General features: G+C 75.5%; 18 protein-coding genes. 3 read left to right on the top strand and 15 right to left on the bottom strand.

What is annotated here, in order from left to right; translation table 11 throughout:
• Positions 1–83: 83 nt before the first annotated feature.
• From H299_RS0128530 to infC, 5 genes are all read right to left on the bottom strand, one after another.
• Positions 84–1,187, bottom strand: coding sequence for an ATP-binding protein (locus H299_RS0128530; protein ID WP_027751201.1), 1,104 nt, complete (start codon positions 1,185–1,187; stop codon positions 84–86).
• Positions 1,188–1,227: 40 nt separating this feature from the next.
• The gene (locus H299_RS0128535; protein ID WP_027751202.1) at positions 1,228–2,067 is read right to left on the bottom strand and encodes a TrmH family RNA methyltransferase; all 840 of its coding nucleotides are present in this window, start codon (positions 2,065–2,067) and stop codon (positions 1,228–1,230) included.
• A gap of 137 nt (positions 2,068–2,204) precedes the next feature.
• Positions 2,205–2,588 carry a 50S ribosomal protein L20 gene (rplT, locus tag H299_RS0128540; RefSeq protein ID WP_027751203.1) on the bottom strand — a complete coding sequence of 128 codons (384 nt, stop codon included), beginning with the start codon at positions 2,586–2,588 and terminating at the stop codon, positions 2,205–2,207.
• A gap of 73 nt (positions 2,589–2,661) precedes the next feature.
• On the bottom strand, positions 2,662–2,856 hold the full coding sequence (gene rpmI, locus H299_RS0128545) for a 50S ribosomal protein L35 (protein ID WP_027751204.1): 195 nt from the start codon (positions 2,854–2,856) through the stop codon (positions 2,662–2,664).
• 101 nt (positions 2,857–2,957) lie between these two features.
• On the bottom strand, positions 2,958–3,602 hold the full coding sequence (gene infC / locus H299_RS0128550; protein ID WP_078513119.1) for a translation initiation factor IF-3: 645 nt from the start codon (positions 3,600–3,602) through the stop codon (positions 2,958–2,960).
• A 412-nt stretch (positions 3,603–4,014) separates the two neighbouring features.
• On the opposite strand from infC, the gene H299_RS0128555 reads away from it, so the two are divergent.
• Positions 4,015–4,332, top strand: coding sequence for a DUF1844 domain-containing protein (locus H299_RS0128555; RefSeq protein ID WP_051262971.1), 318 nt, complete (start codon positions 4,015–4,017; stop codon positions 4,330–4,332).
• Between the two features lie 16 nt (positions 4,333–4,348).
• Here H299_RS0128555 and H299_RS0128560 read toward each other — a convergent pair whose 3' ends face one another.
• From H299_RS0128560 to H299_RS36795, 4 genes are all read right to left on the bottom strand, one after another.
• On the bottom strand, positions 4,349–5,038 hold the full coding sequence (locus tag H299_RS0128560) for an MIP family channel protein (RefSeq protein WP_486587482.1): 690 nt from the start codon (positions 5,036–5,038) through the stop codon (positions 4,349–4,351).
• 251 nt (positions 5,039–5,289) lie between these two features.
• A complete protein-coding gene (locus H299_RS0128565; protein ID WP_027751208.1) occupies positions 5,290–6,063 on the bottom strand; it encodes an SseB family protein in 774 nt (257 codons plus the stop codon).
• A gap of 103 nt (positions 6,064–6,166) precedes the next feature.
• A complete protein-coding gene (mycP, locus tag H299_RS0128570) occupies positions 6,167–7,357 on the bottom strand; it encodes a type VII secretion-associated serine protease mycosin (protein WP_027751209.1) in 1,191 nt (396 codons plus the stop codon).
• Positions 7,357–8,502 (bottom strand): hypothetical protein, encoded by a 1,146-nt coding sequence (locus tag H299_RS36795; protein WP_051262940.1) that lies wholly within the window; start codon positions 8,500–8,502, stop codon positions 7,357–7,359. The genes mycP and H299_RS36795 overlap by 1 nt, the downstream gene beginning before the upstream one ends.
• A gap of 268 nt (positions 8,503–8,770) precedes the next feature.
• Here H299_RS36795 and H299_RS0128580 point away from each other — a divergent pair, with 268 nt between their 5' ends.
• Positions 8,771–9,985, top strand: coding sequence for an alanine racemase (locus tag H299_RS0128580; RefSeq protein WP_027751210.1), 1,215 nt, complete (start codon positions 8,771–8,773; stop codon positions 9,983–9,985).
• 70 nt (positions 9,986–10,055) lie between these two features.
• Here the strand turns inward: H299_RS0128580 and H299_RS0128585 are convergent, their stop codons facing one another.
• The 3 genes from H299_RS0128585 to H299_RS0128590 are packed head-to-tail and all read right to left on the bottom strand — an operon-like array spanning position 10,056 to position 12,392.
• Positions 10,056–10,979: a DUF2510 domain-containing protein gene (locus H299_RS0128585; protein ID WP_078513121.1), complete on the bottom strand. Its 924-nt coding sequence runs from the start codon at positions 10,977–10,979 to the stop codon at positions 10,056–10,058.
• Positions 10,980–11,022: 43 nt separating this feature from the next.
• Positions 11,023–11,370, bottom strand: coding sequence for a DUF6193 family natural product biosynthesis protein (locus H299_RS40730; RefSeq protein ID WP_486587468.1), 348 nt, complete (start codon positions 11,368–11,370; stop codon positions 11,023–11,025).
• Positions 11,371–11,426: 56 nt separating this feature from the next.
• Complete coding sequence (locus H299_RS0128590; RefSeq protein ID WP_078513122.1) at positions 11,427–12,392, bottom strand: LysR family transcriptional regulator; 966 nt, start codon at positions 12,390–12,392, stop codon at positions 11,427–11,429.
• A 70-nt stretch (positions 12,393–12,462) separates the two neighbouring features.
• Here H299_RS0128590 and H299_RS0128595 point away from each other — a divergent pair, with 70 nt between their 5' ends.
• A complete protein-coding gene (locus tag H299_RS0128595; protein WP_027751213.1) occupies positions 12,463–13,584 on the top strand; it encodes an SLAC1 family transporter in 1,122 nt (373 codons plus the stop codon).
• On the opposite strand, the gene H299_RS0128600 is transcribed toward H299_RS0128595, so the two are convergent.
• From H299_RS0128600 to H299_RS0128610, 3 genes are all read right to left on the bottom strand, one after another.
• Positions 13,532–14,269 (bottom strand): helical backbone metal receptor, encoded by a 738-nt coding sequence (locus H299_RS0128600; protein ID WP_027751214.1) that lies wholly within the window; start codon positions 14,267–14,269, stop codon positions 13,532–13,534. The genes H299_RS0128595 and H299_RS0128600 overlap by 53 nt on opposite strands.
• 64 nt (positions 14,270–14,333) lie before the next feature.
• Positions 14,334–15,500, bottom strand: coding sequence for a helix-turn-helix domain-containing protein (locus tag H299_RS0128605; RefSeq protein WP_051262942.1), 1,167 nt, complete (start codon positions 15,498–15,500; stop codon positions 14,334–14,336).
• Between the two features lie 69 nt (positions 15,501–15,569).
• Entirely contained in the window at positions 15,570–17,171 is a 1,602-nt protein-coding gene (locus H299_RS0128610) for a TROVE domain-containing protein (RefSeq protein ID WP_027751216.1), read from the bottom strand.
• Positions 17,172–17,331 lie beyond the last annotated feature (160 nt).

A 17,331-nucleotide genomic window follows, 5' to 3' on the forward strand; every position in this document is an offset into this window, starting at 1 on the left:
CTGCGTGCCAGGGGTCGAGTGTAGGCCCTGCGGCCCCGTCGGCATGCGGCGCACGTACGTACGCGAGGAGCCCGCGCGGCAGGTCAGGCCAGGAAGGCCGGGGCGCCCGCGGGCAGGGTAAATCGGAAGCGGGCGCCGCCCGAGGCCGCGCGGGAGACGGTGATCCGCCCGCCGTGCGCCTCGACGATGCCCTTGACGATGTAGAGGCCCAGCCCGGTGCCGCCGCGCCTGCTGCCGCGCCAGAAGCGGGTGAAGACGCGGCTCATCGACTCCTCAGGGATGCCGGGACCCTCGTCGCTCACGGTGACAGCCGTTCCTTCGTCGTGCGGATGGTGCGGATGGGGGGCCACCTGAAGGGTGACAGTCCCCTCGCCGTGGCGCACCGCGTTTTCCAGCAGGTTGCCGAGCACCTGATCGATCTTGTCGGGATCGGCCCACAGCGGGGGCAGCGGTTCCACGACGCGGGTCACGAAGCGGTCCGCGGGCTGCCCGGCCACCGTGTGGGCCGCCACGTGGCGCCGTACGGCCGCCGCCATGTCGACCGGCTGGCGGCGGACCTCCAGCCGCCCGGAGTCGATCCGGGAGATGTCCAGCAGCTCGGCGATCAGCCGGGTCACGCGGTTGGCGTCCGCGTCGACGGTCTCCAGCATCAGCCGCTTCTGGTCGTCGGTGAAGCGTTCCCACTTGGCCAGCAGCGTCGCCGTGAACCCCTTGACGGAGGTGAGCGGCGAGCGCAGCTCGTGCGCGACGGTGGCGATCAGCTCGGCATCGCTGCGCTCCGAGCGGCGCCGCGCCTCCGTGCCCCGCAGGGTGACCACCAGCCGGTGCAGCGGGCCGGTCGGCCGGGTGCGCACGTAGCGGGCCGAGACCAGCATCTCCCGGCCGCCGAGCAACAGGCCGCGCTCGGGCTGGCCGGTGCGGGTGGCGAGGCCGCGGTAGGGATCGGTCAGCCGCCACCAGTGGTTGCCCTCCAGGTCCTGGAGGGGCAGGGCGCTCTCGATCGGGCGGCCCAGCACCTGGGGCGGGCGCAGCGCGCAGATGCGGGCCGCGGCGGCGTTGAAGCAGATCACCCGGCCGGTGCGGTCAGCGACGACGAGGCCGTCCGGCAGGTCGTCGGGGTGCAGGCACAGCTCGTCCGGCCGCGGTAAGAGCGGGTGCGCGGAGTCGTCCCACGCCTTGACATCCATCCGCCGCCCCCTTCCTGTGCCCGCCCGGGCGGCTACCTTACTATCGCGCCGTCACCGTGCGGCACCCTCCCGGTGCGCGCTGCGCTCGCGCGGACGCGTACAGGCATACGGCGGCGGCGGTGGCGAGGTTGAGACTCTCGGCCAGACCGTGGATCGGGACCCGCACCACCTCGTCGGCCAGGGCACGGGTGTCGGCCGGCAGCCCCCACGCCTCGTTGCCGAAGATCCAGGCCGTGGGGCCCCCCAGCCGCTGGTCGTCCAGCTCGGCGTCCAGGTCCCGCGGGCCGGCGCCGTCGGCGGCCAGCACCCGCACCCCCGCGTCGCGCAGTCCCTCTACGGCCCGCTCGACGGGCACGCCGACGGCGACCGGCAGATGGAAGTGCGAACCGACCGACGCCCGTACGGACTTGGGGTTGTACAGGTCGACGGAGGCGTCGGTGAGCACCACGGCCTCGGCCCCGGCGGCGTCCGCGCAGCGCAGCACGGTGCCCGCGTTGCCCGGATCGCGTACGTGTGCCAGCACCGCCACCAGGCGGGGCCGGGCGGCCAGTACCTCCTGCAAGGGGCGGTCCAGGAAGCGGCAGACGCCGACCAGGCCCTGCGGGGTGACCGTCTGCGACACCTCGGCGAGGGTCGCCTCGGATGCGAGGTGGACCCGGGCGCCCGCGTCGTGCGCCAGGCCGAGGATCTCCGCGTGCCGCTCGGCGGCCTCCGCGGTGGTGAACAGCTCCAGCAGCGCCGGCTCGTCCGCCACCCGGTGCACGGCGGCCTCCCGTACGGCCTGCGGGCCCTCGGCCAGGAAGCGGCGCTCCCGGGCGCGGTGTGCGCGGCGGGCGAGCCTGCGGGCGGCGGCGACGCGCGCGGAGGACGGGGGGTTCACGGGTGCCTTCCCTTGGGAGGTGCGGGTCCGGCGGGGTGCGAGCCCGGTGCCGGGCCCCGGTGGTGCCGGGCCCGGAGCGCACCGGACCCGCAGGCACACGGCCTGCGGGTCCGGGCGTGACGGCGCGGGGAGGACGCTCAGGCGGCCTTCGGCGCGTTGACGTCGCTCGGAAGTGCCTTCTGGGCCACCTCGACGAGCGCGGCGAACGCGTTGGCGTCGTTGACCGCGAGGTCGGCCAGGATCTTGCGGTCCACCTCGATGTTGGCGGCCTTGAGACCCTGCACGAAGCGGTTGTAGGTCATGCCGTTGGCGCGGGCGGCGGCGTTGATCCGCTGAATCCACAGCTGACGGAAGTCGCCCTTGCGCTTCTTGCGGTCGTTGTAGTTGTAGACGAGGGAGTGGGTGACCTGCTCCTTCGCCTTGCGGTACAGGCGGGAGCGCTGGCCACGGTAGCCGCTGGCCTGCTCGAGGATCGCCCGGCGCTTCTTCTGGGCGTTGACTGCCCGCTTGACGCGTGCCACTTGATAACTCCTTGTAGCGGAACCGCGGGTGACTCACACGGTCCAAATCGATGGGGTCCCGGTCGAACGGGGCTTACTTGCCGAGAAGCTTCTTGATCTTCTTGGCGTCGGCCGGAGCCGTCTCGACGTCGTTGGCCAGGCGGCGCGTCAGGGTCGACGGCTTGTGCTCGAGATAGTGGCGGCGACCTGCACGCTGGCGCATCACCTTGCCGGTGCCGGTGATCTTGAAGCGCTTACGGGCACCACTGTGCGTCTTGTTCTTCGGCATGTCGCCGTCTCTCCTCGTCGGTGGCGCTGCCCTGGCCGGGGTGAACCGGCGTGCGGCAGCGTCGAACTCGTTCACTTGCTGGTCCCGGGCGAGCCGGAGACTCACGCCTCGGCAGGTTCCTCCGCGGGCTCCTCGACGGAGTCGCCCTCCGGCTGGCGGCCGGCCTTGCGGGCGGCCTGCGCCTCGCGGGCTTCGGCCATCGCCTCGGTCTTCTTCTTGTGCGGGCCCAGAACCATGATCATGTTCCGGCCGTCCTGCTTGGGATTGGACTCCACGAAGCCCAGGTCCTGCACATCGTCGGCCAGCCGCTGGAGCAGCCGGAAACCCAACTCGGGGCGGGACTGCTCACGACCGCGGAACATGATCGTGATCTTGACCTTGTCCCCCTGCTTGAGGAACCGGACGACATGACCCTTCTTGGTGTCGTAGTCGTGCGGGTCGATCTTCGGCCGGAGCTTCATCTCCTTGATGACCGTGTGCGCCTGGTTCTTGCGCGCCTCACGGGCCTTCATGGCCGACTCGTATTTGAACTTTCCGTAGTCCATGAGCTTGCACACCGGCGGACGTGCTTGCGCCGCCACCTCGACCAGGTCGAGGTCGTATTCCTGTGCCAGCTCCAGGGCTTTGGCAAGCGGCACGATGCCGACCTGCTCGCCGCTGGGACCGACGAGTCGCACCTCGGGGACGCGAATCCGGTCGTTGATACGGGGCTCGGCGCTGATGGGGCCTCCTCGGGTCCACCACACGGCGGTCTGGCGGACGGCCGTGCATGAGTCTTATGAGTATCGTGACCACCGCACGCAGCACGCGAAAAAGCCCCGCACGGGACACAGGCGGGGCTCCTCACGGACCGGGAGCACCCTCGCCTGTCGGGCGGAGCGCAGCCTGACCTTTGACCCGCGATCCGGGGGACCGTCGGGTGGGAGTGCGGAGCCTCCACTTGCGGGCCGAATCCGGAGGGCCCACGTGGGTGGGGCTCGCGCACTCGGCCGGTCGATGTTCGAGCATACCAGGGTTCGAGGGGGCGGGCGCCCGCCCCGGACCAGGGCCTACGCTGGGTCCATGAGCGACTCCCCCCAGGACCGGGCCCGCGGCGGCCGGACAGACCAGGCCCAGGCCCAGGAGGCACCGCAGGCGCCGGTGGCCGACTTCGACGGCATGACCCGCGACATCGCGGACGTGCCCGCCGTGGAGGTGATCACGACCGTGGCCGTGCACCTGATGAGTTCCGCGGCGGTCAAGTGCGGGCTCGCCGAGGAGGGCGACAAGCACAAGGACCTGGACGAGGCCCGGAAGCTGATCCAGGCACTGGCCGGACTGGTCACCTCCAGCGCCACCGAGATCGGCTCGTACCACGCGGCTCCGCTGCGGGACGGCCTCAAGTCGCTCCAGCTCGCCTTCCGGGAGGCGTCCTCGGTGCCCGACGAGCCGGGGCAGGGGCCGGGCGAGCAGTTCACCGGGCCGGTCTACGGCTGACCCGGCGCCGCCGCCCTCAGTCACCGGCGAGGCCGGGCGAGCCGAGCGTGGGCGGGTGCGTGGCGCGGTGCGCCAGCGCCGCGAGCGCGCCGCCGATCAGCGGGGCGATCAGGAACAGCCACAGCTGGGTCAGCGCGGCCCCGCCCGCGAACAGCGCGGGCCCGATGCTGCGCGCCGGGTTGACCGAGGTGCCGGTCAGCGGGATGCCCACCAGGTGGACGACGGCCAGCGCGATGCCGATCGGCAGCCCGTCGAAGCCGACGACGGCCACCCGGTGGGTCACCGCGAGCACGACGAACACGAGCAGGAAGGTCAGCACGATCTCCGCGACGAACGCGCCGCCGGTGTTGATCTGCACGGCCGAGCGGTCGCCGAAGCCGTTGCTGCCGAAGCTCTCGCTGGTCTCGATCCCCGGCACCTGCTTGGCCACCAGGAAGAGCACCAGCGCGCCCAGAATGGCGCCGACGACCTGCGCGACCCAGTAGCGGACGGCCATCGCGAGGTCCAGCCGTCCGGCGATGAGCATGCCCAGGGTGACGGCGGGGTTCACGTGGCAGCCGGAGACCGCGCCCAGCGCGTAGGCGAGCGCCAGCAGGACGAAACCGAAGGTGAGCGCGATGCCCAGGGTGCCGATGTACTCGGCGGACAGCACGGCCGCGCCCACACCGAAGAAGACCAGCAGTGCGGTGCCCAGGCACTCGGCCACCAGGATCTCCGGCGCCACCGGGGTCGTCAGGCGGGTCCGCAGACCGGCGTTGGCACTCGCGCGCCCGCGCTCGTCCGCGTCGCCGCCGGGGTCCTCGTCCGGCGGGAACTCCCGCTCGTGAGACATGGCGCCCTCCCTCAGGATGGTCACGGATCGTGATGTCCTCCTGAGTGTGGGACGGGGTACGGGACCCCGCATCCGCAGTGCGCCATCCGGGTGAGCGGGCCCAGGGCGGGGCAGCGGGGGGCCGGTCAGCGCCGGTAGAGCGCGTCGCCGGGCAGCGCGCTGCCCGGCGGCAGCACCGCCAGGTCCAGGCCGCGCACCAGCCGCGCGCGCAGCGCCTCGTCGGCGGCCAGCGCACCCGCCACCCGGCGGGCGACCGCGGACACGTCCGCCGCCGGGGCCAGCGCCAGGGCGAGCGTCCCGTCGGTGCCGTGCCCTCCGCCGGCACCTGTCGCGCCGTCGCCGCCGCTGGGCGCGAGCTGGGCGCCCAGCACCTCCGGCTCGGCGGCCAGTACGGTGCGCAGCGCAGCGGTGACGGCCGGGTCCCGCAGCGGCCCGCCCTCCTGGCCGGGCCGGCCGCTCGCGAGCGCGCGCATCCCGCTGCCGGTCAGCTCGTACGGCACCGGTCCGGCCAGGTCGATGACCAGAGTGTCGGCCCGCTCCTGCGCGGCGGCCCGCAGCGCCTGCCCCAGCGGTACGGCCACCGGCCGCGCGTCGGGCTGCCAGCGGGCGAGGGTCTCGGTGGAGCTGAAGGCGGGCAGCGCGCGCCGGCCGCCGGGGGCGGTGAGGGTGGGCACCGCCATGTCGCTGGTCTTGTCCCGGCGCAGCCCGTCCGGCCCCGTCTCCGCCTCGCCCAGCACCGCGAGGACCGGGACCAGCAGCCGCGCCCCGGACAGGACGGCCAGCAGCTTCGGCTCGGTGGCCGGGTCCGCCCGCCAGGCGGCGAGCGCCGCGGTCAGTGCGGGGTCGGCCGACCCGTCGTCGCCGGAGAATCCGGGGTCGGGGATGTTCTTGGGCTCCATGGGAGCGAGCGTATCGGGCGCTGCGGGCCGCGGTTCGCGAGCACCGGGGCGTCCGGCACCGGGCCGGCCGACCGGCCGTACGCAGGGGGCGGCGCGCGCCGTGTCAGCCGCGCGGCACCCCGTGGCGCAGCCGGAACCGCAGCCCGCGCAGCAGGGCGAGCGCAGCCCCGATGAGCAGGACGCCGAAGACCCCGGCGACCGGGGCGAGCCACCCGGTGTCCTCGCTCTCCTCCTGGGGCCCGGCACCGAAGTACCGCTTGTCCTGCGGCAGTCTGCTCGGCTCCAGGCGGCGCGCGGAGAGGTCCGCGCCCGTCTCGATAGCCGCGGCGGGATCGACGATGCCGGTGCCCAGGGCGTCGCTGCGCCCGCCCTCGGGGGTGTTGCGCGCGGTGTCGGCGAGGAGCGTCTTGATCTGGGCTGGGGTCAGGTCGGGGTGCGCGGCCCGCACCAGCGCGACCGCGCCGGAGACGAAGGCGGCGGCGGCACTGGTGCCCCAGCCCTCGTAGTAGCGGCGGTCCGGCTCGGAGATGATCACGTCCTTGCCGGGTGCGGCGACGGTGGCGTACCAGCGGCGGGTGGAGAACGAGGCGCGGGCGCCGTTGCGGTCGACGGCGGCGACGGCGATCACGCCGGGGTAGGCGGCCGGGTAGGAGATGTGGTCGCCGTCCTCGCCCGCATTGCCCGCCGAGGCGACGACGACCGCTCCCTTGCGCAGCGCGTACCGCACGGCGGCGTCCTCGCGCGGCTCGGGGTGCGCGGAGTCGCTGTCGTCGCCGAGGGAGAGGTTGATGACGTCCGCGCCGTGGTCGACGGCCCAGCGGATGCCCTCGGCCAGGGCGCCGCCGCGGTCGCGGCGGGCCTTGTCGCGCTGCGGGTCGCCCGATTCCAGCAGCACGCGTACGGGCAGGACGCGGGCTTGCGGAGCGACGCCCAGCAGCCCCTGGGAGCCGCCCGGGCCGTGGCCGTGCCCGGCGATGATCCCGGCCATCGCGGTGCCGTGGCGGGCCCACGCCGCGTCGCCACGTGAGGCGCCGAAGCCGACCATGTCCTTGCCCTCCAGCACGGAGCCGCGCAGGTCGGGATGGGTCGCGTCCACTCCGGTGTCCAGGACGGCGACAGTGATGCCGTCCCCCTTGGTGGTCTTCCAGGCGTCCGCCGCGTGCACCGCCTCCAGGCCCCACTGGCGCTCCCGGATGCCGTCGCCGGCCGCGTACGCCGGGCCGGGGGCTCCGGTGAGCAGGAGCGCCGTGGCCAGCAGCAGGGCGAACGGCAGCCGGAGGGGGTGCGCTGTCATCACTTGTCTTCCGTGTCCGCGCCCGGCAGCTGCTTGCGGAGGCCGCGCTCGATCCGCTCCGCGATGCTGCGGGCGTCGTGCCCCAGTCCCGCCTGCGCGGGTGCGGAGGTCTGGTCCTTGCCGGTGGCGTCCGCCGCCGGCTGCGGGTCGCTGACGGTACGGCCGTCGGCGAAGCCGGTGACGGTGTAGACGAGGACGGGGGCGTCGGTGAGGACCTCGAGGGTCCAGCTCGCGCGCTGCGCGTCCCCGAAGTCGGCGGAGAGGGTGCCGCGCGCCGCGTAGGGGCGGGGCATCAGGTCACCGCGTTCGGCGAGCTGCTCGGCCGCGTACCGGTCGTGCAGTTCCCGCATGCCCTTCGCGTCGGCCTTGGTGAAGACGATGCCGACGGTCGTGACGCTGCTGCTGGTCTCGTCCGCGTAGGTGGCGCGCAGCAGGCGCTCGCAGCCGACCGGTTTGAGCACCTTGCCCAGCAGGGGGTCGAAGGCGTCCCGGCAGGTGCTGTCCGGGGCCACCGCGACCCTGGTCCAGGCCCGGTCTGCGCCGCCGGGGCCGGCGCCCTTCCCGGTCAGCTTCCGGGGGAAGAGGGTGTCGACGGGGACGCTGTGCCACAGCTCGCGCGAGTCGTCGAAGGCGGCCTCGGCGGCGGGCTCGGCGTCCGCGTCGTCGGTGAACCAGACGCCGGTGCCCACGCCGCCGAGCAGGCCCGCGCCCAGCACCAGGCAGACGACGGCCAGCACGGTGCGCAGCGGCGGGCGGCGGCGCTGGGCCGGGATGGGCCGCAGCCGGAAGGTGGGCGGCCCGGCGAGGTCGGCCGGGCCGGGCGGGGGGCCCGGGTCGGCGGCGGGGGCACGGGCGGCGCGCCGGGGGCCGACGATCGGGTCGCCGGTGGGCGGCGGGGGCTGCGGTGGCGCGCCGGGCGGCGGCGGGCGCCGGACGGCGGTGCGCGGCGGGGCAGGCGGTCTCGGCGGCGGCACGTCGTCCGCCCCCTCCCCGGACGCCTCCGGCCCCGTCCGGGGACTGCCGGTGGGCGGCGGCGGCCACGCGGGCGGCGCGGCCGGGGGGCGGGGCGGCGCGGCGGGGCGCGGCGGAGCCGTCGGCGGACCCGGTGGGGACGCGGAGTACGCGGCGTCGGCCTCCGTGCTCATTCGCAGCCCCCTTCCGCACCCCCGCCGTCCGCACAAGTGCCCTCCACACGAGCCGGGCCGGTACCCGGACGAGCCCGGCTCTTCCTGGGCTCGGCGGCCCGGGAGGCGCCCGCGCTCCCGCCGAGGTGTGGTGTGCGCGGTCACTCTACGGGGCCGACGGGTGTGCGCGGCAACCCGTCCGCCCCGCGTACGCCCCCGGCGGCACCGCCGCGAGCGGCGAGGTCGCCGGGGCTGTGCGCGCGGGCGTCGGTCTGGCAGGCTGCCCAGGGTGTTCGACACCACCGCCGACCTCGCCGCCGACCGGTCCCGCTACGACCGGGCGACCGCCGCCCTGGAGGCGCCGCTGGCCCTCGTCGACCTCGCCGCCTTCGACGCCAACGCCGCCGCGCTGCGCCGCCGGGCGGGCGGCAAGCCGCTGCGGGTGGCCAGCAAGTCGGTGCGCTGCCGGGCGCTGCTGGAGCGGGTGCTGGCCATGGACGGCTTCGAGAGCGTGCTCGGCTTCACCCTCGCCGAGTGCCTCTGGCTGGCGCGCCACGGCGTACGGGATGTGCTGCTCGGCTACCCGTCGGCCGACCGGGCCGGTTTCGCGCGGCTGGCGGCGGACCCGGAACTGGCGCGGGCGGTGACGGTGATGGTCGACGACCCGGCCCAGCTCGCGCTGATCGACGCCGCGCGCGCCGGCGGCCGGGAGGAGATCCGGGTCTGCCTGGAACTGGACACCTCCCTGCGGCTGCTGGGCGGCCGGGTCCGGATCGGGGCACGCCGCTCGCCGCTGCACTCCCCCGCCCGGCTGACCGCGGCGGCCCGCGCCGTCGCGCGCAGGCCCGGCTTCCGGCTGGCGGGGCTGATGGCGTACGAGGGGCATGTGGCGGGCGTGGGCGACGCGGTCCCCGGCCATCCCCTGCGCTCCCGCGGCATCCGGGTCATGCAGGCGGCAGCGCGCCGGGAGCTGGCGGTACGCCGGGCGGCGGCCGTACGGGCGGTACGCGCGGTGGTGCCGGACCTGGAGTTCGTCAATGGCGGGGGCACCGGAAGCGTGCAGCACACGGCGGAGGAGGAGGCGGTGACCGAGGTCGCGGCCGGTTCCGGCCTGTTCGTGCCGCGGCTCTTCGACGACTACACCTCCTTCACCGGCCGGGCGGCGGCGCTCTTCGCGCTGCCGGTGGTGCGCCGGCCCGGCGCGGGGGTGGTGACCGTCCTCGGCGGCGGCTACCCGGCCTCCGGGGCGCACGGGGCGGACCGGCTGCCGCAGCCCTACCTGCCCCCCGGGCTGCGCTACGACCCGCTGGAGGGCCCGGGCGAGGTGCAGACGCCGCTGCTGGGCCGCGCGGCGGACGGGCTGCGCCTCGGCGACAAGGTGTGGTTCCGGCACGCCAAGTCCGGTGAGCTGTGCGAGCGGTTCGCGTCCCTGCACCTGGTGGAGGGTGGGCGGGTGACCGCCACCGTGCCCACCTACCGGGGCGAGGGGCACGCCTTCCTGTGACGGCCCGCCGCCCCGGTGGTGCGCCCCGCGCCCTTCCGGGCCGCACCGGTACGTGCGCGGGGCGCTCGGCTCACACCTGCTCGCTGCTGCCGTCGTCCTCGGCGACCGAGCCCTTGGTCACGCCCTTGACCAGCTTGTCCATCTCGCTCAGCGGCGGGGCTTCGTCGTGGATGTCGAAGCCGCTGCGCATCACCAGCATCCGGCCGGACTCGTCGGGGTGCGGGAAGACGACGGACTCGATGTAGGCGTCCGGGCCGAGCTTGTTCTCCACCTTCCAGCGGACGCGGTAGCCCTCCTGGCCCGCGACGGTGACCTTCTCGGAGAGCAGTTCCTTGTGCGACTCGACGCCGCCGTAGACCTCGTCGCTGTAGGACTGCTCCGCGTTGGGCTCGATGTCGGCCTTGGCGAGCGTCTCGGCGTCGCCTTCGCTCTCGGACGCGTTGAGTACCGACGCGCCGCCGCGCACACAGCGCTGCGCCTTGTCCCCGGGGCACTTGTACGGGCCGATGGTGACCGCCGCGCCCGCCGCGCCCTCCGCCCGCTGCCAGCCGCTGAGCTGCGGCAGGGTGACGCCCTCGGCCATGCTGCCGGGGGCTCCGGGGGCGGGCTGGTCGGGCGGGCCCTCGGGAGCCTCGTCCTCCGGCTTGCCCTCGCCGTCCTCGGGCGCCTCGTCGTCGCCCGGCTTCTCGGGCGCGGAGGCGGAGGGGTCGTCCTTCGCCTCGCCGCCGGAGTCACCGTCCGAGTCGCCCAGGACGAGCACGCCGCCGATGATCAGAGCCGCCAGCACGACCACGGACGCGCATATCCCCGCTATCAACGGCCCCTTGGGGCGGGCGCCGCCGGGCGGCGGCAGCGGGGGCGGGGGCTGCATCATCGCGGGGTAGCCCGGCGCGCGGGTCTGCTCCGTCCAGACCGAGCCGTCCCACCAGCGCTCCAGGGCGGGGCCGTTGCCTGTGTGCCCAGGGTCTGGATACCAGCCGGGCGGAGTCGTCATGGTCACGGGGAAACCCTAGGGCAACAGATGTGCGAGTGAGGACTCAGGAGGGAATTACGGCACGCGAACCGGCCAGGAGCCCTCCCGCAGGCGTGCCGCGCTCCACCGGCGTGCCCAGGAAGGCGGGCCCACAGCCGGGCGGGAGGTGCGCCAGCAGCAAGGCGACCGCTTCCCCGGCCGTCTCCGCGGGTCCCGCGGTCAGCGAGCGCAGCGGGCCCAGGACCAGGTAGCCGCCTCCGGCGGTGGGCAGGACGTAGGGGGATGTCCCAGGTCCAGCGTGGTGCGGTGCACCGGCTGAAGTGCAGCTCGCCTGCCCGTCCAGGGGAACAGCTGCCGCAGGCGCGGCTGGTCGAAGGCGGCGGCCAGCAGTTCCGGACGGCGTCCTCGTCATCGGGTCATCCTGCCCGTCGGCCTGCGCGAGCGCGAGGGCTCCGGCGGGCCGGGGCCTCAGCGCGGCAGCCTGCTGAGGCCGAGGAGGTCGCGCACCGGGCCGGCGGGCGGACGCTGCCCCTTGGGCCACACCGCGCGCAGGGCCCGCCGCAGTTCCACGCCCGCGACCGGCACCGCGACCAGGCGGCGGGCGGCCAGTTCCTCCCGTACGGCGAGTTCGCTCAGCACCGCCGGGCCCGCGCCGCCCACGACCGCCGCCTTGACGGCCGTCGTGGAGGGGAACTCCAGCAGCGGCGCGGCCAGCTCGCCCAGGGCACCTGCCAGCACCTCGCGGGTGCCGGAGCCCTCTTCGCGGAGGATGAGCGCGGTGGCGGCCAGTTCCGCCGCCTCCAACGGCCTGCGGCGGCGGGCCCACGGGTGGGCCGGGGCCACGACGACCACCAGCCGGTCGCGGCCGATGACCGCGCCGTCCAGCCCGTGCGGCACGGCGAGCCCCTCCACGAACCCGATGTCCGCCTCGCCCGAGCGCAGCCGCTCGGCGACCAGTGCGGAGTTGCCCGCCGCGAGCGACACGGCGGTGCCGGGGTGCCGGGTGCGCAGCGCGATGAGCCAGCCCGGCAGCAGGTACTCGCCGATGGTCATGCTCGCCGCGACCCGCAGCCGCGAGTCGCGGCGGCCGCGCAGGGCCTGCACCCCGGTGTCGAAGACCTCCGCCGACTCGACGACGCGCCGGGCCCAGTCGGTGACCAGCGCTCCGGCACCGGTGAGGCGGGAACCGCGCGGTGAGCGCTCCAGCAGGGCGATGCCCAGCTGCCGTTCCATCGCCCGTACGCGGCTGCTGGCGGCGGGCTGGCTCACCCCGCACTCGCGGGCCGCGCGGCCCAGGCTGCCCAGCCGGGCGACGGCGAGGAGCAGTTGCAGGGCACCCAGGTCGGGGACCCGGCGGGAGAGCCCGGCGCCGTCGCCCGCCGCGCCCGCCCCCGCCGCGGCGCCCGTCACACCGCCTGCTCCGTTGCCACTCATAGACCCAGCTTATGCCCCGATAGCCCTCGGCGCTCTGGCGGGCGGCGTGCGGTGCGGCGACCGTCGGTACATGACCACCGCCCCGTACCTGCTTCTCTCGCGTGACGCCCCGGGCCGATCAGCCCGCCGCCCGCGCCGCTCCCCCGGCGCCCCCGCCGTCCGGTCCGTCCGCCACCTGGGGCCCCACTGGTACGCCTCGGTGATGGGCACCGCCATCGTGGCCGGAGCCGGGGCCGCGCTGCCGGTACGGATACCCGGGCTGATGCTCGTCTGGGCGCTCTCCGCGCTGATGCTGGCCGCGCTGCTCACCGCCCGTGCCGTGCACTGGGCGCGCCACGCCGACCAGGCGCGCGCGCACCTGCTGGACCCCGCCGTCGCGCCGTTCCACGGCTGCATGGCGATGGCGCTGCTCGCGGTGGGCGGCGGCGCGTCGGCCACCGGGGTCCCCGGCGGCGCCGCGATCGCCGGCGCGCTGTGGGCGGTGGGCACCCTGGCCGCGCTGGCGGCGGCGGCCGGGGTGCCGTACCTGATGATCGCCCGGCACCGGATCGCGCCGGGTGACGCGTCGCCGGTGTGGCTGCTGCCGGTGGTCGCCCCCATGGTCTCCGCCGCGCTGGGGCCCGCGCTGGCGCCGTACCTGCCCGCCGGGCAGGCTCGGTCGACGCTGCTGCTGGGCTGCTACGCGCTGTTCGGGCTGAGCCTGTTCGCCACGCTGCTGATCCTGCCGCTGGTCTTCTCCCGGCTGGTGCAGTACGGGGCGCTGCCCACGGCCCTGACGCCGACGATGTTCCTCGTGCTGGGGCCGCTGGGGCAGTCCACGACGGCGGTCGGCAACCTCGCCGACGCCGCGCCGGACCCCTTCGCCGCCGCCGCGGTGCTCTACGGCGTGCCCGTCCTGGGGTTCGCGCTGCTGTGGCTCACGGTCTCGGCCGCGCTGGTGGTACGGGCGGCGCGGCGCGGCATGCGCTTCACCCTCACCTGGTGGGCGTTCACCTTCCCGGTCGGCACCTGCGTGACCGGGGCCGCCTCGCTGGCCCGGCACACCGGGCTGGTCGCGCTGGACTGGCTGGCGGGCGGCCTGTACGCGCTGCTGGTGTGCGCGTGGGCGACCGCGCTGGCGTGCACCCTGCGCGGGCTGGTCAGCGGAGGGCTGCTCGCAGGGCCCGCGCCAGCACTTCCGGCGCCTCGCTGAGCGAGGGGCCGTACCAGGTCAGATGGCGTCCGCTGACGAGTGCCGCGGGCAGCGCGGGAAAGGCTTCGGGCCCGTCCTGCGGGGTGAAGCGGTAGGGCTCGTCGGGCAGCACCGCCAGCGAGGCGCGCCCGTCGTTCAGCTCGGGCAGCGGGACGCGGGGGTAGCGCTCGAGGTGGCCCGCGTAGGCGTTGCGGACGCCGAGGCGGGCCAGGAGGGCGCCCGCGAAGGTGTCCCTGCCCAGCACCATCCAGGGCCTGCGCCACACCGGCACGACGGCCACCGCGTCGAACTCCGCGCGCACCGCCCGCCAGGCCTCCTCCGCCTGGGCCAGCCAGCCGGGCCGCGGCAGGCCGCAGCCGTGCACCAGGGTCCGTTCCAGCTCGGTGAACGCCTGCGGAAGCGTGCGGACCTCGGTCACCAGTACCCGCAGCCCAGCGGCGCGCAGGGCGGCCAGATCGGCGGCCCGGTTCTCCTCCTCGTTGGCGAGGACCAGGTCAGGGGCGAGGGCGACGATCGCGGGCACGTCCGGGTTCTTGGTGCCGCGCACCCGGGCCGCCGTCAGACCGGGCGGGTGGCTGCACCAGTCGGTCACCCCGGCCAGCAGGCCGGGCTCGGTCGCCGCGACCGCCTCGGTCAGCGAGGGGACGAGCGAGACGACGCGCCGTACGGTGCCGCTGCCCGCCATCCGCTGATCCCTTCCGCCGATCCGGCCGCGCGCCCTGCCCGGCCCCGCGTGCGCTCGGGCCCGGTCAGCCCGTCCACACCCGGACGGTACCGCGCTCGGCGAGCGGCGCAGCGTACTCGGTGAACAGCCTGCCCACCAGCTCACCCCTGCTGGAGACCCCCACCTTCTCGAACACGGCCTTGATGTGGTCGCGGACGGTGTGCTGGGAGACCCCCAGCGCGGCGGCGATCTCCCCGGTGGCCAGGCCGCGCGCGACGCACTGGGTGACCTCCGCCTCCCGGGCGGTCAGTTCGCAGGCGTCGACGATCAGCGGCACGATGTCCGAGGTCTTCGCCGCCTCCAGGACCACCGCGCACGGCCCGGCGCCGCCGTCCGCGTCGCGCAGGCACGAGGCGTGGCAGACCAGCCAGCGGCCCGACCGGGTGCGCACCCGCACCCGGGCCGGCCCCTCTTCGGGCCGCAGCTGGGCCGCACGGGCCCGCAGCGCCATCGCGCGCACCCAGGCGGGCACCCGCAGGCCCGGCGGGGAGCTGGTGGCGGGGCCCTCGGGCAGGTCGGCCAGGTGTGCGCGGGCCTCGTCGTTCGCCGAGAGCAGGGTCCCGTCGGCGCCGAAGAGCAGCAGCCCCGGACCGCCGGGCCCGTCCGGCGCCGGCGGCGGCGCGGGCGGCTCGGCGTACGCGCGCAGCTGCCGGGCCAGCGGGGTGGTCAGCCCGGCGACCAGCCGCAGTTCCTCGGTGCCGAAGGCGGGGCGGCCCGCCTCCCGGAAGAGGCTCAGATGCCCCTGCGGGCGCCCGTTGACGCGCAGCACCGCGCGCAGTTCGTCGCCCAGCCCGCGCGGGCGCATGAAGCTCTGGTAGAGGGAGCTGCGGGCGGGCCGGTCGCCGGTGGCCTCACGCAGTCCGGCCACCGGCACGTCGGCGCGGGCCAGCTGCCGGAAGGTGTTCACCTGCTCCGAGAACAGCTCGGACTCCCAGTAGACGGCGCAGCCGGCCTCGTCCAGGTTCTCCGCCCGCACCGGCGCGGTCATCATCCCGGTCACCGGGTCGGTGACCCGCCAGACCGCGGCGTCGTACGGGAGCAGCCGGCGCAGCCGGGTGGAGGCGGCGGCGAACATGTCCAGGGCGTCGCGCGCCCGCGCGGCGCGGGAGAGCAGTTCCGTACGGGCGGAGGCGGCCGTACGGGCGGAGGGCGCGCGGGCCGAGGCGGCGCGGGCTGTGGCGGGGCTGGTCACCTCACCAGCATCGCAGGCCCGGCCCCTCCCGCCCATCCCTCAGCTGAGGGAGGAGCGGGAGGGGCGCCGTCAGGCCGCGCTCTCCCACGGCCACACCCCGGCCTCCTGGCCCGGCTCCCGGCGCGGCGCCGCGCCCCGCGACAGCACGTCCATCATGGTGAACAGCTTGTCGCTGAAGCCGCCGATCTCGTACCGGTACGGCCTGCTCGCGTCGATCGCCGTCGCCGCGTAGCCGGTCGTGTCGACGCCGAACAGCGGCACGTGGGCGGGCACCGCCTCGGAGACGGTGTCCGGCCCGTACTGCCCGGGAGAGGCGAACGCCTGCATGTCCGAGACGACCACGACGCGGTCGTGCCCGGCGTACGCCCCGCGCAGCGCCTCCACCGTGCTCGTGCCGTGGCCGACCTCGCCGACGCGGGCGCAGAAACTGTCGATCTCGCGCAGCGCCGAGCCTCCGGGGGTGAGCGGGTGGCGGAACCATCCGGAAGCGAAGCCGACCAGGTCCACCGCGCAGCCGCGCTGGGCGAGCGCCACGCCGACCAGCGCACCGGCGTCCACGTGCCGTACGGCCGAGCGACGCGACACCTGGCGCTGCATCGAGCCGGAGGTGTCGACCAGGACGAGCGTGCGACCCGGCAGCTGTGGCACGCAGGCCGTCGCCGCGGTCAGCGCCCGGTCCAGGGCGTGGCCCCAGCGCAGCGAGGGCGCCGAGCGGTACGCCGAGAGGAAGCGGTACGGGAACTGCCGCGAGCGCGCGATCTCGGCCGGGTCGCACAGCCGGTCGATCACCAGCTGCGCCGCCTCGTCGGAGACCCCCGCCTCGTCGAAGTTGCGCAGGTTGCGCAGCTGCGCCATGAGGCCCATGGACGGCAGCACCGCCTCCCAGGCCGCCGCGTCCAGCGGGCCCTGGAGCCAGCCCGCCAGCGCCTCCCAGGTCATGCCCGCCCGGCGCAGCGTCGCGGCGGCGTCCGGAGCGGTGACGGCGGCGCGCCGCTCGGCCGCCGGCAGCGCCGCCAGCTCGGCGCGGGCCCGTACGGTGCCCAGCTCGGGCGGCACCTCGCCGTCCCGGCCGTGCCGCCGGTCCAGGGCGTGCCGGAAGAGCGGTCCCTGCCACGGCTTGGCGGGCTCGGGCGCGGCGTGCACCAGCTCCAGCACGTCGCCGAAGCGGAAGGCGCTGCTGCTGGTGTCGTACTTGAGCAGCGCCCGCTCGCCGTACAGCCGCCGCACCGCGTCCGCCAGCCCCCGCTTGACCGGCTTGGGCAGCGCCCGCCCGTACGCGGCCGTCCAGTAGGCCAGGAACTCGCCCGGCTCATCCGCCCGCAGGCACACGGCGGCGACGAGCTGCCGGTTGCCGCCGTGCAGTCCGGCGGCGAGCCGGGCGCGTACGGCCTCGGCGGCGGCGACCAGCGACGCGGAGCGCATCTGCGCCTCACCGCGCAGCCAGGTCAGGAAGCGGAGCGTCCAGGCGCCGTCCTCGACGGCGACGGCGCGCACCAGCCGCGCGAAGCGCGCGTCGCGCTCGCTTGCCCGCTCGTAGAAGGTCTGCTCACCGACCATGTTCACCACGGCCAGCAGCACCAGCTCCGACTTCGCGTCCCGCCGGTAGGCCGGGGCGCCCTCGTGGGTGACCACCGGTGCCTCGCGCGCAGCCGCGCGGTTGAACTTGCTCATGATTCCCCCGAAGCGGGCACAGGGGGAGTGCGTGACGGCATGCCGGAGACGCCCGAGTCGGACATGCGAGCGGCGACGGTGGTTCTTAGGAGGAAGTAACCGTCACCTGCGCACCGGGCGCTCCGGTGTGCCGAGCACGCCTCCCGAGATCAGGAATGCG

This window comes from Streptomyces sp. CNH287, assembly GCF_000424825.1.